At 70.7% G+C, this 16,280-nt stretch carries 14 protein-coding genes and 1 riboswitch; all 14 genes read left to right on the top strand.

What is annotated here, in order from left to right:
- The first annotated feature begins 34 nt into the window (after positions 1–34).
- The 14 genes from pheS (at position 35) to RIF65_RS14360 (ending at position 16,244) form a co-directional block, all read left to right on the top strand.
- On the top strand, positions 35–1,075 hold the full coding sequence (pheS, locus tag RIF65_RS14425; protein ID WP_309067082.1) for a phenylalanine--tRNA ligase subunit alpha: 1,041 nt from the start codon (positions 35–37) through the stop codon (positions 1,073–1,075).
- Entirely contained in the window at positions 1,075–3,591 is a 2,517-nt protein-coding gene (gene pheT / locus RIF65_RS14420; RefSeq protein WP_309067083.1) for a phenylalanine--tRNA ligase subunit beta, read from the top strand. Before pheS ends, pheT begins: the two co-directional genes overlap by 1 nt.
- A gap of 21 nt (positions 3,592–3,612) precedes the next feature.
- Entirely contained in the window at positions 3,613–4,053 is a 441-nt protein-coding gene (locus tag RIF65_RS14415) for a cupin domain-containing protein (protein WP_309067084.1), read from the top strand.
- Complete coding sequence (locus tag RIF65_RS14410; RefSeq protein ID WP_309067085.1) at positions 4,050–4,397, top strand: hypothetical protein; 348 nt, start codon at positions 4,050–4,052, stop codon at positions 4,395–4,397. Before RIF65_RS14415 ends, RIF65_RS14410 begins: the two co-directional genes overlap by 4 nt.
- Before the next feature lie 26 nt (positions 4,398–4,423).
- Positions 4,424–4,517, top strand: a riboswitch (TPP riboswitch).
- Complete coding sequence (gene thiM / locus RIF65_RS14405) at positions 4,508–5,383, top strand: hydroxyethylthiazole kinase (RefSeq protein WP_309067005.1); 876 nt, start codon at positions 4,508–4,510, stop codon at positions 5,381–5,383. It overlaps the preceding riboswitch by 10 nt.
- A complete protein-coding gene (locus RIF65_RS14400) occupies positions 5,380–7,521 on the top strand; it encodes a bifunctional hydroxymethylpyrimidine kinase/phosphomethylpyrimidine kinase (protein WP_309067006.1) in 2,142 nt (713 codons plus the stop codon). The genes thiM and RIF65_RS14400 overlap by 4 nt, the downstream gene beginning before the upstream one ends.
- Before the next feature lie 55 nt (positions 7,522–7,576).
- Positions 7,577–8,545, top strand: coding sequence for an NAD-dependent epimerase/dehydratase family protein (locus RIF65_RS14395; protein ID WP_309067007.1), 969 nt, complete (start codon positions 7,577–7,579; stop codon positions 8,543–8,545).
- 139 nt (positions 8,546–8,684) lie between these two features.
- Complete coding sequence (locus tag RIF65_RS14390) at positions 8,685–9,767, top strand: ABC transporter ATP-binding protein (RefSeq protein ID WP_309067008.1); 1,083 nt, start codon at positions 8,685–8,687, stop codon at positions 9,765–9,767.
- Positions 9,764–11,461, top strand: coding sequence for an ABC transporter permease (locus RIF65_RS14385; RefSeq protein ID WP_309067009.1), 1,698 nt, complete (start codon positions 9,764–9,766; stop codon positions 11,459–11,461). The genes RIF65_RS14390 and RIF65_RS14385 overlap by 4 nt, the downstream gene beginning before the upstream one ends.
- A 44-nt stretch (positions 11,462–11,505) precedes the next feature.
- The gene (locus RIF65_RS14380) at positions 11,506–12,519 is read left to right on the top strand and encodes an extracellular solute-binding protein (RefSeq protein WP_309067010.1); all 1,014 of its coding nucleotides are present in this window, start codon (positions 11,506–11,508) and stop codon (positions 12,517–12,519) included.
- Positions 12,520–12,605: 86 nt separating this feature from the next.
- Positions 12,606–13,439 carry an inositol monophosphatase family protein gene (locus tag RIF65_RS14375; protein WP_309067011.1) on the top strand — a complete coding sequence of 278 codons (834 nt, stop codon included), beginning with the start codon at positions 12,606–12,608 and terminating at the stop codon, positions 13,437–13,439.
- A gap of 4 nt (positions 13,440–13,443) precedes the next feature.
- Complete coding sequence (locus RIF65_RS14370) at positions 13,444–14,202, top strand: GntR family transcriptional regulator (RefSeq protein ID WP_309067012.1); 759 nt, start codon at positions 13,444–13,446, stop codon at positions 14,200–14,202.
- 48 nt (positions 14,203–14,250) lie between these two features.
- Positions 14,251–14,943: a GntR family transcriptional regulator gene (locus RIF65_RS14365; protein WP_309067013.1), complete on the top strand. Its 693-nt coding sequence runs from the start codon at positions 14,251–14,253 to the stop codon at positions 14,941–14,943.
- 116 nt (positions 14,944–15,059) lie between these two features.
- A complete protein-coding gene (locus RIF65_RS14360) occupies positions 15,060–16,244 on the top strand; it encodes a branched-chain amino acid ABC transporter substrate-binding protein (RefSeq protein ID WP_309067014.1) in 1,185 nt (394 codons plus the stop codon).
- Positions 16,245–16,280: the final 36 nt, after the last annotated feature.

The following is a 16,280-nucleotide window of genomic DNA, read 5'->3' as shown; positions in this document are numbered from 1 at the left end:
GGCGGTGACGGCCGCACCGGTAGACTCGGTTCTCGTGTCTGACGTCCCCGAAATCACCCCTGAAGCGGTCGAAGCGGCTGTCGCCGCCGCCCTGGCCGCGATCGAGTCCGCAGCCGACACCGCCCAGCTGAAGTCCGCCCGCGCCGCGCACATCGCCGAGGGGTCGCCGCTGGCGACGCTCAACGCGTCGATGCGCCAGGTGGCACCCGAGCACAAGGCCACCTTCGGAAAGCTGATCGGGCAGGGGCGCGGGCGCGTCACCCAGGCGCTCGCGGCAAAGGAGGCCGAGCTCGCCGCCGCGGAGACCGCCGCCCGCCTCGAAGCGGAGCGCGTGGACATCACGGCGGTCGCCTCCCGCTCGCGCGTCGGCGCCCGGCATCCGCTCTCCCTCCTGCAGGAGCAGGTGTGCGACGTGTTCGTGGGGATGGGCTGGGAGATCGCGGAAGGCCCGGAGCTCGAGCACGAGTGGTTCAACTTCGATGCCCTGAACTTCGACGAGGACCACCCCGCCCGCCAGGAACAGGACACCTTCTACGTCGACCCGGCCGCCCGCCACCTGGTCATGCGCACCCACACCAGCCCTGTGCAGGTGCGTTCCATGCTCGACCGCGAACTGCCGATCTACGTGCTGTGCCCCGGCCGCACGTACCGCACCGACGAGTTCGACGCCACGCACCTGCCGGTCTTCAGCCAGTTCGAGGGGCTGGTCATCGACAAGGGCATCACGATGGCGCACCTGAAAGGCACGCTCGACCACTTCGCCCGGCAGATGTTCGGCCCCGAGGCGAAGACCCGGCTGCGCACCAACTACTTCCCCTTCACCGAGCCGTCGGCCGAGCTCGACCTCTGGCACCCCACCTTCAAGGGCGGGGCGCGCTGGATCGAGTGGGGCGGATGCGGCATGGTGAACGCCAACGTGCTGCGCGCCGCCGGGATCGACCCGGACGAGTACAGCGGGTTCGCGTTCGGGATGGGGATCGAGCGGACCCTGATGTTCCGCAGCGACGTGAAGGACATGCGCGACATGGCCGAGGGCGATGTGCGCTTCAGCGAGCAGTTCGGGATGGTGGTGTGATGCGCGTCCCGCTTTCGTGGCTGCGTGAGTACGTGGATGTGGCAGCGGATGCCACGCCGGAGGATGTCCTGGCCGCGCTGGTCAGCGTCGGTTTCGAGGAGGAGGACGTCCACCGCTTCGAGATCACCGGTCCTGTCGTCGTGGGGCAGGTGCTGTCCTTCGAGGAGGAGCCGCAGAAGAACGGCAAGACCATCCGCTGGTGCCAGGTCGACGTGAACGAGGAGGAGCCGCGCGGCATCGTGTGCGGCGCCCGCAACTTCGCCGCCGGTGACAAGGTCGTCGTGACCCTGCCCGGCGCCGTGCTGCCCGGGCCGTTCCCGATCGCCGCGCGCAAGACGTACGGCCACACCTCGGACGGCATGATCGCCTCCGCCCGCGAGCTCGGCCTGGGCGACGAGCACGACGGCATCCTCATCCTGTCCGAGCTCGGCGTCGACGCACCGGTCGGCACCGACGCGATCGCGCTGCTCGGACTCGACGACGTCGCCGTCGACATCAACGTCACCCCCGACCGCGGTTACGCCTTCTCGGTGCGCGGCGTCGCGCGCGAGTACTCCCACGCCACGGGGGCCGCGTTCCGCGACCCCGCCGAGCGCGACTTCGCGGAGCTGCAGCCCGGCACCGGGCAGACCGCGACCGTCGACGACGCCCGCCCGATCCGCGGCCGTGTGGGCGCGAGCGAGTTCGTCACCCGGGTCGTGCGCGACGTCGACCCGTCGCGTCTGACCCCGCCGTGGATGATCGCCCGTCTCACGCTGGCGGGCATGCGCTCCCTCGGCGTGCTCATCGACATCACCAACTACGTGATGCTGGAGCTCGGGCAGCCGATCCACGGCTACGACCTCGACCGGCTCGACGGCACGATCACCGTGCGGCGTGCCGAGCGCGGCGAGAAGCTCACCACACTGGACGGTCAGGAGCGCACGCTCCACCCGGAGGACCTGCTCATCACCGACGGCTCCGGCCCGATCGGTCTCGCCGGCGTCATGGGCGGTGGCACCACCGAGATGAGCGAGAGCACGCGCAACGTGCTCATCGAGGCCGCGACCTTCGACCCGGTGACGATCGCACGCACCGCGCGCCGGCACAAGCTGCCCAGCGAGGCGTCCAAGCGCTTCGAACGCGGCGTGGACCCGCTGATCCCGTTCGTCGCCGCCCGCCGCGTCGCCGACCTGATGGTCAAACTCGCCGGCGGCACGCTGACCGACGAGGGCGGCGCCCTCTACACCGAGGTCGTCGTGGAGGGCATCGAGCTGCCCGCCGGTTTCGTGCAGGGCCTGATCGGGGTCGACTACACCGATGCCGAGATCACCGGCGCCCTGGAGACGATCGGCGCCGAGGTCAACCCGTCGACCGCGTCAGGGGCCCGGGAAGGCGGGTGGTTCGTCATCCCGCCGACCTGGCGCCCCGACCTCACCGACAAGTGGACGCTCGCGGAGGAGGTCGCCCGCATCCACGGGCTGGACCGCATCCCCTCCGTGCTGCCGGTGCCGCCGTCCGGGCGCGGATACACGCCGCTGCAGCAGGGCCGCAAGCGCGTCGCCGACGCCCTGGCCGCCGCGGGCTTCGTGGAGGCACCGTCGTTCCCGTTCACGACGGAGGAGCAGAACGACCTGCACGCGTCCCCGTCGGGCGCGCACCTGCCCAGCATCCGTCTCGCGAATCCGCTGGACGGGCAGGCGCCGTTCCTGCGCCGCTCGCTGATCCCGGGGCTGCTGCAGACCGCCCACCGCAACATCTCCCGGGGTCTCGTCGACCTCGCGATCTTCGAGAGCGGCACGGTGTTCACCCCGGAGCAGGACGTCGCGTACGGGACCGACTTCATCCCACCGCTGGCGCAGCGCCCGTCGGACGAGACGCTCGCCGAGCTGAACGCGTCGATCCCGCCGCAGCCGCGCCACGTCGGCGTGCTGCTCACCGGGAGCATCACGCCTCGCCAGCCGGGACGGGCGGCGGAGCCCGCCGATCTGGGTGACGCACTGGATGCGGTGCGGGTGATCGCCGCCGCCGCCGGTGCCGAGATCGAGGTCGCGCAGACGACCCGCGCCGCACTGCACCCCGGTCGTGCGGGTGTGCTCACGGTGCGGGGCGAGGAGATCGGATACGTGGGCGAGCTGCACCCGCAGGTGTCCGCCGACGCCGACCTGCCCGGGCGCGCCGTCGTCGCCGAGCTCGACCTGGACCGACTGCTCACGCTGGCGGGGGAGCGCGTCGTCGCCGAATCGCTGTCGACGTTCCCCGCCGCGACCCAGGACGTCTCTCTGGTCGTCGACGCCGGTGTGTCGGCCGCCGACCTGCGCGCGGCCGTCGTCGAGGGTGCCGGGCCGCTGTTGGAGTCCATCCGCCTCGTCGATGACTACCGGGGCGAGGGCGTGGGGGAGGGACGCAAGAGCCTGACGTTCGCCCTCCGGTTCCGCGCAGCGGACCGCACGCTGACGTCTGCCGAGGCGACCGAGGCGAAGATGGCCGGTGTGGCGGTCGCCGCGGAGCGCTTCGGTGCCGGCATCCGGGAGTGACCACGGGAGGGGAGTGACCAGATGAGCGATTACGAGATCACCCAGATCGGTGCGCTGAGCGAGTGGCGCGGGCACTTCGGCGGCTTCGACGCGGCCCGTTCCCGCGACGGCCGCCGCGTCGTCGACCACGAACTCACAATGCAGTACATCGGGATGACGGCGAACGCGCTGGCCCCGGGCGAGGAGGCCGGTTACTGGCACACCCACGCCCGGGTCGAGGAGCTGTACGTCTTCCTGGAGGGACTCGGACAGATGGGTCTCGACGACGACACGGTCGATGTCGGCCCTGGCACGGTGGTGCGTGTCGGGCACGGCGTCTGGCGCACCTGGCGGGCGCGTCCCGACAGCCCGGGTGAGCTGCGCTGGCTGTGCATCCGCGCCGGCGGGGAGCGGCTCCCGCACCTGCCCGACGACGGCACGCGCGACACCGAACGCCCGATGCCCTGGACGAACGCGGAGTGACGTTCGTCGCCCGGCCCACGCCGCCGTCGGTTCCCGAAGGGGCGAGGGAGCTGGGCGCCGCACCGCACCTCGAGCCCGGTGAGGTCGTCGAGTGGCACTACCGCAAGCCCGGGTGGAGAGAGGGTGACGCCTCCAACATCGCGCCGATGCGCGTCGTCCGCGATGACGGGGAGTTCGCCGGCTGGTACGTCAACCTCGAGAACGCGCACCTGCGAACGGGTGCCGCCATCGCCTCGTTTCGCGCCCACCACTGGCCGTTCCATCGCGAATGGTGCGACTGGCGCCCCGATCCGTCGTGGACGATCGCCGAGCTCACCAACCCGGTACCGGAGTGGCGGAGCTGATCCCGACCGCGGGTCGCTAGACTGCGAGCAGTGACACGGGGTGCCGCATCTGCGGCTGAGAACACACCCGTCGAACCTGATCTAGTTCGTACTAGCGAAGGGATGTCGCGTTGAGCGATCTTCTGCGTCCACCGTCCGCCGAGTCCGTGGCCACGGCCACCGCCGAGCTCCTGACCGCTGTCCGCGAGGGGCAGCCACTGACCCAGTGCATCACCAACAGCGTGGTGACCGGCTTCACAGCCAACGTCCTGCTCGCTGTCGGCGCCGCCCCGGCGATGGTCGACATCGTCGATGAGGCCGGGATGTTCGCCGGTGTCACGGCCGGTCTGCTGATCAACCTCGGCACCCCGACCCCCGAGCAGCGGCGGGCGAGCCTGGAGGCGGCCGCGGCTGCACACACAGCGGCAACCCCGTGGGTGCTCGACCCGGTCGCGGTCGGCGCGCTGCCGGTGCGCACCGCGCTCGCCCGCGACCTCGTGGCGGTCGGACCGTCCGCGATCCGCGGCAACGCGTCCGAGATCCTCGCGCTCGCCGGCGCGAGTGCCGGGGGTCGCGGTGTGGACGCCACCGATACGCCGGAAGCGGCGGCCGACGCAGCCCGGAGCCTCGCCCGCACGCACGGCGCTGTCGTGGCGGTGTCCGGTCCCGTCGACCTCATCACCGACGGCGACACCGTGATCCGTATCGCGAACGGCGACGCCCTGTTGACGCGCGTGACCGGAGGCGGCTGCGCCTTGGGCGCGGTGATGGCGGCGTTCCTGGGAGCCGCTCGCACGACAGGGCACACCGCTCTCGAGGCCGTCGCGGCGGCGTCACTGGCGTACACACTCGCCGCCGAGGACGCCGCCGTGGCCGCCGGTGGACCCGGGTCGTTCGCGGTGGCGCTGCTCGATGCGCTCGCCGCGGTGGAACCCGTGCGGATCCTGAGCGGAGCCCGCGTCGAGGTCTCCGCGGTTGAGGACCGCCCGGTCGAGGTGCACGGATGAGCCGCCTGCGGCCTGCCGACCTCGTCCTGTACCTCGTCACCGATCCGGTGCTGTGCGGCGACCGTGGCGTCGTGGACACGGTGCGCGCCGCGGTGGCCGGCGGCGTGCGCGCGGTGCAGCTGCGGGACAAGACGGCCACCGACGCCGAGATCACCGAACAGCTCGTCGAGCTCTCCGGGGTGATCGGCGGCCGTGCGCTGCTGCTCGTGAACGACCGGCTCGACGCCGCGCTCGCGGCCCTCGCCCGAGGCGCGCGCGTGGACGGCGTGCACCTCGGGCAGGGCGACGCCTCGGTGTTGCGAGCACGCGAGCTTCTCGGACCCGATGCGATCATCGGTCTCACCGCGAACACCGCTGCTCACCTCGATGAGCTGCGGCGTCTGCCCGCCGACGTGGTGGACTATCTCGGGGTCGGCGTGATCCACCCCACCCGTACCAAGCCGGATCACCCGCCCGCACTCGGCGTGGACGGGTTCGCGGCCTTCGCGGCGGCGAGTCCGCTGCCGTGCGTCGCGATCGGCGGCGTGGGCCCCGCCGACGTCGCCCCGCTCCGGGACGCGGGGGCCGCCGGCGTGGCCGTCGTGTCGGCGCTGTGCGCGGCCCCGGATCCGGCCGCCGCGGCCGACGCACTCCTGCGCAGGTGGCGTGACGGCGCGGTGCCCCGCGTGCTGAGCATCGCCGGCAGCGACCCCTCCGGCGGGGCGGGGATCCAGGCCGACCTGAAGTCCATCGCCGCCAACGGCGGTTACGGCATGGCGGCGCTCACCGCGCTCACCGCGCAGAACACCCGGGGAGTCCGGGCCGTGCACGTGCCACCGGCCGCCTTCGTGCGCCAGCAGCTGGACGCCGTCTCGGACGACATCCGGGTCGACGCGGTGAAGATCGGGATGCTCGCGAACGCCGAGGTGATCCGGGCCGTCACGGCGTGGCTCGACGAAGTGCGCCCACCGGTCGTGGTCGTCGATCCGGTCATGGTCGCGACCAGCGGCGACCGCCTGCTCGAGGCGGATGCCGAAACGGCCCTGCACGACCTGCTGCAGCGGGCGCACGTCGTCACCCCGAACCTCCCCGAACTCGGCGTGCTCACCGGCCGCGAGTTCGACGGCTGGGGTGACGCCCTCGCCGCCGGAGAGCGGCTGTCGGCCCGAAGCGGAACGGCCGTGCTCGTCAAGGGCGGGCACCTGACAGGAGATCACGCCCCCGACGCGCTGGTCGACGCTGCGCGCGGTCTGGTGCACGAGTTCCCCGGCATCCGGATCGACACCGACAACACACACGGCACGGGCTGCTCGCTGTCGTCCGCGCTCGCCACACGCCTCGCCCGGGGCCAGCACGCGGTGGACGCCGTGGCGGACGCTCGTGCCTGGCTGCGCGAATCCCTTCGCGCGAGCGACACCCTGCAGGTCGGCTGCGGCAACGGACCGATCAGTCACTTCGCCGGGCTGTGGGAGCGTGGCGGGACCGATGCGCGCCCGACCGCCGACGAGGTGGTGGCGGAGTGGTGGGGCCGCATCGCCGGCATCCGCTCTGCCATCGACGAACTGCCGTTCATCCGCCGGCTCGCCGACGGCACATTGCCGCGTGAGGTGTTCCTGTTCTATCTCCGCCAGGACGCGCTCTACCTGCGCGAGTACGCCCGCGTGCTCGCGGCGGCGTCCCGCCTCGCACCGACCGAAGCCGAGCAGGCGTTCTGGGCCGGATCGGCGCAGAACTCGATCGTGTGCGAGCGAGAGCTGCACACGTCGTGGATCGCGTCGGCGCCCGGCGGCGTCGACGACCCGGCGCCGGCGACGACCGCCTACCTCGACCACCTCCGTTCCACCGCGTTCGGCGGCGACCACGGCGAACTGATCGCCGCAGTGCTGCCGTGCTACTGGCTGTATGCGGAGATCGGCGCCCGGCTGGCAGCCGGCGAGTTCGGTGAGCGGCCTCGTGACCGCGATCATCCGTACGCCTCCTGGCTGGCCACGTACAGCGACCCGGCGTTCGAGAAGGCCGCCGAACAGGCGCTCCGGTACGTCGGCAGGGCGGCGGCGGCATCCGACTCCGCCGCGCGGGAGCGCATGTTCCGCGCCTTCGAAGCGTCTGCTCGGCACGAGCTGGCATTCTTCGACGCACCGCTGCCGACGGCAGGGTAGCCACCTTCGCCGGCGGCGTCTTCCGCAGCGGGTCGCCCACGGGTTGTATGGGCACATGACGAATGTGCTGATCCTCGGGGGAACGGGCTGGCTGTCGGGTCGCGTCGCGCGTCGGTGGGTGGATGCCGGCGCAGAGGTGACGTGTCTGGCGCGAGGCGAGCGCTCCGCGCCGTCCGGCGCCGTGCTGGTACGCGGAGACCGCGACGATCCGGAGGTGTACGACGACCTGGCCCTGCACGACTGGGACGAGGTCGTCGACATCTCATCGCAGGCGCGGCACGTGCGGAATGCCGTCGCCGCGCTGGGCCACCGCACAGGGCACTGGACGTACGTGTCGTCGATGTCGGTGTACGCCGACGACGCCGCGGGCGGCGACGAGAATACGCCGCTGCTGGCCGCCGCGGCCGAGGGGGACGAGTACGAGTACGGCGCCCAGAAGGTGGCCGCCGAAGGGGCGGTGCGCGCGCTGGGCGACAGCGCCTTCATCGTGCGCCCAGGGCTCATCGTCGGTGCGGGCGACCCGAGCGACCGGTTCGGGTACTGGGCCGCCGCGTTCGCGCGCGCCGGGGACGGGCCGGTGCTCCTGCCCCGCGCCGAGGGGCGGCTCGCGCAGGTCATCGACGTCGAGGACCTCGCTCGGTTCCTGACCGCGGCACCACGAAGCGGTGTCGTCAACGCCATCGGCGACCCGCATCCGCTCGACGACGTGCTCGAGCGGGTGCGCGTCGCCGCCGGTCACACCGGCGAACTGGTGCGAGCGGATGACGGCTGGCTGGAGGAGCACGACGTGGCGTACTGGATGGGGGAGCGGTCGCTGCCGCTGTGGCTCCCCGCCGACATGCCCGGGTTCATGAACCGCTCCAACGCGGCGTACCGGCGCGAGGGCGGGACGCTCGACCCGCTCGACGCCACCATCGAGCGGGTGCTCGCCGACGAACGCGAACGGGGAGTCGACCGCCCTCGGCGGGCCGGTCTGAGCCGCGAGGTCGAGCTGCAACTGATCGGTGAGCTCGATCCGAAGTAGTACATACTAGACGCCATTTCGCACGCGGTGTGCCACGAGAAATCTCGTAACAGTCGCAGAGTTATCTTTACAACACGTCGAGTTCGCTGTTAGCCTGTGCGGACAGGTGCCCCGGCGATGGAGCTGTGAAGGATAATTCATGACCGCTATTCATGTGGACCGTCTGACCGTGACGTACGGCGAGAACACGGTGATCTCCGACATGGATCTCACCGTCGAGGACGGTGAGTTCTTCACGCTGCTCGGGCCGTCCGGCTGTGGCAAGACCACTCTGCTGCGCACCATCGCCGGCTTTATCCGTCCGGCATCCGGCAGGATCACGTTCGGCGACCGCGACGTGACCGACGTGCCGACGCACCGCCGCAACATCGGCATGATGTTCCAGGACTACGCGCTCTTCCCCGATAAGACCGTCGCCGCGAACGTCGCCTACGGGCTGAAGGCCCGCCGCACCCCGAAGACCGAGATCGCCGGTCGGGTGCGGGAGGCCCTGGAGCGCGTCGGGATGGAGAGCTTCGCGGACCGGCATCCCGCGGCGCTGTCCGGCGGTCAGCGTCAGCGCGTCGCCCTCGCCCGCGCCCTGGTCATCCGTCCCAGCGTGCTGCTCATGGACGAGCCGCTGTCGGCTCTGGACACCAAGCTGCGCCTGCAGATCCGTGAATCGATCATGGACCTCCAGCGCGAACTCGGGATCACCACCGTGTTCGTCACCCACGATCAGGAGGAGGCGCTCGCGATGTCCGACCGGATCGCGCTGTTCCGGTCGGGGAACATCGAGCAGCTGGGCACCCCGTCGGAGATCTACCGCGTGCCGGTGTCGAGCTACGCCGCCGACTTCATCGGCGCAGCCAACGTGCTGCGCGTCACGGTGCCGCAGACCTCCGCCGGGCCGGCGGGCGGCGGCGTCACCGTCCAGCTGGGTGACACGAACCTGCGCGGCCTGCGCCGCACCGATCTCGCAGCGGGGGAGGCCTACGCGATCGCCCGCCCCGAGCACCTCCGGCTGCTCGCCGCCGACGAGCGGACCGGGGAGGGCGCGACCGCGCTGCCGGGCGAGATCGTCCGCCAGCAGTACCTCGGTCATCGTCAGCAGCACCGCGTGCGGCTGGCATCCGGCGCCGAGATCGAAACGTCGGAACCCGCGGCCAGTCGCGGCTTCTCAGCGGGCGAGCGGGTGATGGTGCTCTTCCCGGAGCACGAGACCCTGGTCATGGCGTCATGAGCGCACCCGCCGACGCCCAGACGCAGGCGTACCGGATCACCCGCGACACCCGGCGCCGCTCGTTCTCGCCGTGGCTCGCACTCACCATCGGGGCGGTGCTGCTGGCGCTGCTGTTCGTCGCGTGGCCGATCTTGAACGTGCTGCTGAAGTCGTTCTCCGGCACCGGCGGCGACCCACTGGCCGGGTGGAAGGAGTTCTTCGCCGACCCCACGTATCCCACCGCAGTCGGCAACACGCTGCTGCTCGCCGCCGTGGTCACCGTCCTGGCGACGGCGATCGGCGTGTTCCTCGCCTATTTCACGGCGCGCTTCTCGTTCTGGGGGAAGGCCGCGATCGCCGTCCTTCCCGTCACGGCGATCCTCGTGCCCGAGGTCATCGTCACCCAGGCATGGCTGATGTTCCTGGGCAACAACGGCTTCCTCACCCGCTTTCTGCGGGACGTGTTCGACATCCAGCTGCCATCGCTGTACGGCTGGGGCGGGCTCATCCTCATCCTGCCGCTGCTGTACTACACGTACGTCTACCTCGGCACGCTGGCCGCCCTGAAGAGCTTCGACTCGCAGCTCGAGGAGGCGGCGATGAGCCTCGGTTCCTCGCCGCTGGCGGCGCGGTTCAACGTGATGATCCCGGCGATCCTGCCCGCCGTGGCGAGCACGTCCATGGTGGTGTTCACGCTCACGATCGGGAACTTCGCGACCTCGACCATCATCGGCGGCAAGGTGGAGCTGCTCGCGCCCCTCACCTACAAGGCGTTCCTCGCCGAGACCGGCGGCGACCCCCTGATGCAGTCCACCCTCGCCACCGTCGCGATCGCGATCGTCGCGCTGGTGCTGTTCGTCCAGCGGATGACCGTGGGCGGACGGCGGTACGAGATGGTCCAGGGCCGGTCCTGGGTGCCGATCCGCCTGCGCGGAGCGTCCGGCGCGGTGCTCGCAGCGATCGCCGCCGTGATCCTGATCGCGTCCACACTGCCGCTCGGCATGGTCGCGGTGATGGCGTTCACCGAGAGCGCCGGACCGGTGCTGCGCTGGGGCACGTTCTCGCTCGACAACGTGGTCAAGGTGCTCACGCGCGAGCCGCAGCCCATCCTCAACACCATCGGATACGGCGCCATGGCGTGCGCCATCGGCGTCTTCGTGAGCGTCATCGTCTCGGTGGTGATCGTGAAGAAGAAGACCGTCCTGACTCCCGCCCTCGACTACCTCGTCATGCTGCCGATGGCGCTCTCCGGCACGGTCCTCGGCATCGGCATGGTGACCACCTTCGGGCCCGCGGGCATCTTCAACCTGTCCGGCACAACGGCGATCATCGTGCTCGTCTTCGTGATCCGCCGTCTCGTGCACGGGGTGCGCAACGCCTCCGCCACCCTGCACGCCATCCCGGACTCCCTGGAGGATGCCTCGATCAGCCTCGGCGTGCCACCGTTCCGGTCGTTCCTGAACGTGGTCCTGCCGCTCATGGTCCCCGGCATCGCCGCCGCGACGGTGCTCACCTGGGTGACCATCATCGGCGAGCTGTCCGCGTCGCTGGTGGTGTACTCGGCCGGCAAGGAGACCATCACGATCAAGGTCTTCCAGCTCATGAACACCGGTCTGAACGCGCAGGCCGCCGCATACGGACTGATCCTGATCCTGCTCGCCGTGGCGCCCATCGCGATCGCCACCCGGGCCTTCAAGATCCGACTCTTCACCTGACCCCTCACCCGAAACCACCCGTCACCCGAACCCTTGGAGCAATGATGCCCACTCGACGAATCCTCACCCTCGGTGCGCTCGCCTCGGCGGCCGTCCTCATCCTCACCGGCTGCTCAGCCGGCGCCGCCGGAGGCGACGGCGGCGGCGAGGGCGGTCCGCTCTCGGCCGTGATGTACAGCTCGAACAACGAGACGACCATCGGCGTCGTGACGGATGCCGCCGCCGCTCACGATCCGGCGGTGGAGGTGGACGTGGTCGCAGGCAGCACCGGACCGCTGCTGCAGCGCATCGAGTCCGAGGCGTCGGCGCCGGCCGCGGACGTGTTCTACAGCGCTCCCGGGTCCTCGTTCGAGGCGTACGCCGAGCTCATCGAGCCGTACCGCTCCCCGGAGGCGGATGCGATCCCCGACGAGCTGATCGACCCCGACGAGCGCTGGACGGCGACCAACACCCACGTCGTGGCCCTGATGGTCAACACCGACCAGATCGACGGGGGCGAGGCGCCCACCACCTGGGAGGAGCTCACCGAACCGGAGTGGAAGGGCAAGATCATCTCGGCCGACCCCGCGCAGTCCTCGACCGCGCTGACGGCGCTGTACGGTGCGTACAAGCTGCTCGGTGAGGAGGACTTCGCCAAGCTCGCCGCGAACCTGGACATCACCGAGAGCTCCGGCAACGTGTACCCGGCAGTCGCCCAGGGCGAGTACGCCGTGTCGATCGGCTACGAGTCGAACATCTACCCCTACATCGCGGGCGGACAGGCCGGCGTGGAGATGGTCTATCCCGAGGACGGCACCTTCGTCGAGCACGACGCGGTCTTCATCGTCAAGGACGGACCCAACCCGGACGGCGCGAAGGCGCTCGTCGACGTCATCCTCGCCAAGGAGACCCAGGAGGAGAACCTCGCTCAGTCGTTCCGCCGTCCCAGCCGGGAGGACATCGACGTCACCGAGTTCGTCGAGTTCAAGGCGCTCGACGACCTGGAGATCGTCGACATCCACGAGGAGCAGGACGAGCAGGGGCGGCAGGACTTCCTCGCCTTCTGGGCAACGCTCTAGCACCGACGTCGCGGTGGTGCGTGGCGGGACCGCACCGCACCGTGGCGGGACCGCACCGCACCACCGCGCCGACCGAAAGGCATCCCATGACATTCGCCGACCACCCGCGGCTCACCGAGTTCACCGACTTCATCGCGGAACTCGGCGACGCCGCGCGGCGGGTCCTCCGGGAGCGGCACGACGACAGCCGCTTCGAGACCAAGGAGGATCAGAGCCCCGTCACCGAGTTCGACCGGGGAGTCGAAGCGACGCTGCGCACGATGATCCAGGAGCGGTTCCCCGACCACGGCATCATCGGCGAGGAGTTCCCGCCCGAACGCGCCGACGCGGAATTCGTGTGGATCATGGACCCGATCGACGGCACGAAATCGTTCGTGGCAGGCGTCCCCGTGTTCACCACGCTCGTGGCGCTCTGCCAGCAGGGCACCCCCGTGGTCGGGATGATGGACGCGTCGGTGTCGCAGGATCGCTGGCTCGGGGTGCAGGGCAGACCGACGACGCTCAACGACCGCGAGATCAGGACCAGCGGACGCACCGAGTTGGACGGGGCGACGCTCAGCTGGAGCCAGCCGGACAACGTCCTCGACGAACATCGTGACGGCCTGCGCACGCTGATGGCGCGGGCGGCGTGGAGCGTCTTCGGCGCCGCCTCGTACGGCTTCGGTCGGCTCGCCGCGGGGGCCATCGACGTCGCGGCGTACAGCGGGGGCATCGGCGCGTACGACGTCTGCGCGCTCGTCCCGATCATCGAGGGCGCGGGCGGTGTCATCACCGACGGCGAGGGGGCCCCGCTGACCATCCGCGACCCGCGCGCGTGCGTCGCGGCGGCGACGCCGGAGCTGCACGCCCGGGCGCTGGAGGCCCTCAACGGCGCCGGCGCTGCCGTCGCCGGGCCGGTCGGAACCCGGGCGATAGGGTAACGGCATGGCCTCGCAGCACCCCCTCTACTCGCGGATCTACACGGTCATGGCCGACCGCATCCGCTCCGGGGAATGGGGGGAGGGCATGCGCCTGCCGAGCGAGGAGAAACTGCGTGACGAGTTCGAGACGTCACGCGGCCCCGTGCGCCAGGCGCTGGCGCTGCTGCGTGCCGAAGGCCTCATCACCGGGGGGCGGGGTGCGCCGCCACGGGTGCGCAAGACCGTGCCGTCACAGCCGTTCGACAGCTACATCTCGTTCACCGAGTGGGCCGACTCGATGGGCAGGACACCCAGCCGCAAAGTGATCGAGGTGAGCCGCAAGCTGGCCGATCCGTCGCTCGCGCACGCCCTGGACATCCCCGAGGCGGACCCGGTCGTCGCGGTCGTCCGCGTGCGCGGACTCGACGACGAACCGGTCATGCTGGAGCGCAGCGTCTACATCATGGACGTCGGCCGGCACCTGCTCGCCGTCGATCTGGAGAACAGCAGCATCTATCAGACCTTCCGCGAGCACGGCGTCGTGCCGACCCGATCGCGGAACGTCATCGACGCGGTCGCGGCGGACGACCTGGACGGGCGCTGGCTGGACGTCACGCCCGGCTCGCCCCTGCTGCGGGTGCGCCGCACGACGTACGACCAGAACGGCCGGATCATCGACATCACCGACAACCGCTACCTCCCCGAGCGCGCCACATTCGTCGTCGAGAACGCCACCGCCGCGCCGAATCCGTTCAGCAGGCAGGTGCCGGACGCCGCCGGCTGAAGGATCGGACGATTCACCCCTGGTCGGCGGTGCTACGGAGGGTAATATGTGCCACATGACACAGAGGCACGCGCCGTGACCGGCTTCGAGTCGCTGCTCGCGCCCGCCGAGAGCCTGCGCGAGCAGATCGAGAGCCGTCTCGCCTCCCGCATCGTCTCCGGCGAGATCCCGCCCGGGGCCGTGCTGACCGTGCCGACCCTCGCCGGAGACTTCGGCGTGAGCGCGACTCCGGTGCGCGAGGCCATGCTCAACCTGGCGCGGCGCGGCTTCCTCCGTCCGATGCGCAACCGTGGCTTCGAGGTCACGGAGGTGTCGGAGGACGAACTGAACCAGCTGTGCGAGGTGCGCACGCTGCTCGAGGCGCCGCCGATGAGGCGGCTCGCCGGTCGGCTCGACGAAGCCACCGCGACCGAGCTGCGCGACCTCGCCGCCCGCATCGTCGACGCCGGCCGGGAGGGCCGGTTCACGGAGTACCTCACCGCCGACACCACGTTCCACCTGCGGATCCTCGAGCTCACGGGGAACGCGAAGCTCGTCGAGGTGGTGCGGGAACTCCGGCAGCAGACCCGGCTGGTGGGCCTGGCGCACCTCGCCGAGACGGACGCGCTGATGGCGACCGCCCTCGAGCACACCGAACTCGTCGATCTCCTGGTGGCCGGCGACGGCGAGGGAGCCGAAGCGCTGATGCGTCGCCACATCGGCCACGTCGGCGGCGTGTGGAGCGGGCGCGACGAGGACTGAGCCCCCGGCCCCCACATCACGGATTCATCTCGGTGGTTCCTTCCCGGGACTTCCTCAAGTAATGTGTCACATGCTATCCGCGGCACTGCAACGAAGCATCCCAGGAGGACCAACGCATGCCTATCCGCACCTCGCGCACCCGACGCGCTCTGTCCCTCACCGCCGTGCTCGGCGCGATCATCCTCACCGCCGGCTGCTCCGGCGGACTGGCATCCGACGGCGGTGACGACGACGGCGGCGACGGCCCGATCAAGCTGGGCATGCTCGCCCCGTTCTCGGGAAGCGAGTCGGCGTTCGGCGACTACATGAAGAACGGCGCCCAGCTCGCGATCGACGAGATCAACGCCGACGGCGGCATCGACGGCCGCGAGCTCGAGCTCGTGGTCGAGGACGACGCGTGCGACGCGACCGCGGCGGTCGCCGGCGCCAACAAGCTGGTCACGGAGGGCATCGTCGCCTCCGTCGGCGGCTACTGCTCCGGCGCCACGCTGCCCACCCTCCCGATCTTCGACGAGGCCGGCATCCCGATGGTGATCCCGGCAGCGAACTCGAACGAACTGGTCAAGCAGAAGCTGCCCGGCGTCTTCCTCATCAACGGCACCGGCACGCAGCAGGCGCAGGCCGCCGTCGCCTACGCGCAGAAGAGCGGCGCCAAGACCGTGGCGGCGATCGACGACGCCACGGCGTACTCCGCCGACCTCGCGAAGTCGTTCGTCGAGCAGGCGAAGGAGGCGGGGCTGACCGTCGCCTTCGAGGCGACCGTCACCCCGGGCGAGAACGACTACTCGGCGGTCGCGACCCAGCTCACGTCCGCGAAGCCGGACCTGGCGTACTGGACCGGCTACTACCAGGAGGGCGGCCTGATCGTCCGGCAGGCGACGGATGCCGGGTACGACGGCACCTTCCTGGTCGGCGACGGTTCGGTCGACGCCAAGTTCGCCGAGATCGCCGGCGACGGCTACACGGAGAACGTGTTGGGCACCTTCACCCAGACCCCCGACATGATCGAGGGTGCCGACGACTGGATCGCCGACTACGAGAAGCTCGCGGGAAGCGCCCCCGGCCCGTACTCGACGCAGTCCTACGACGCCGTGCGCGTGGTGGCGGAGGCCATCAAGGAGGCCGGCAGCACGGACTTCGACGAGGTCGTCGCGGCGCTCGAGGGTCTGAAGGACTTCGACACCTTCGCCGGTCCGCTGACGTTCACCGAGGACCACACCCTGTCCGGCGGCGGCTTCGTCATCGTGGCGATCGACCCGGCCACCGGCAACTTCGTGCTCGAGGACGACCTGCAGGACTGAACCGACGAGCGGGGCGGCGCGAGCCGCCCCGCTCCG

It is taken from the genome of Microbacterium sp. (genome assembly GCF_031180975.1).
Classification (GTDB): domain Bacteria; phylum Actinomycetota; class Actinomycetes; order Actinomycetales; family Microbacteriaceae; genus Microbacterium.
Note: the sequence above shows the minus strand (reverse complement) of the source record. Positions and strands in the feature narration are given on the sequence as shown.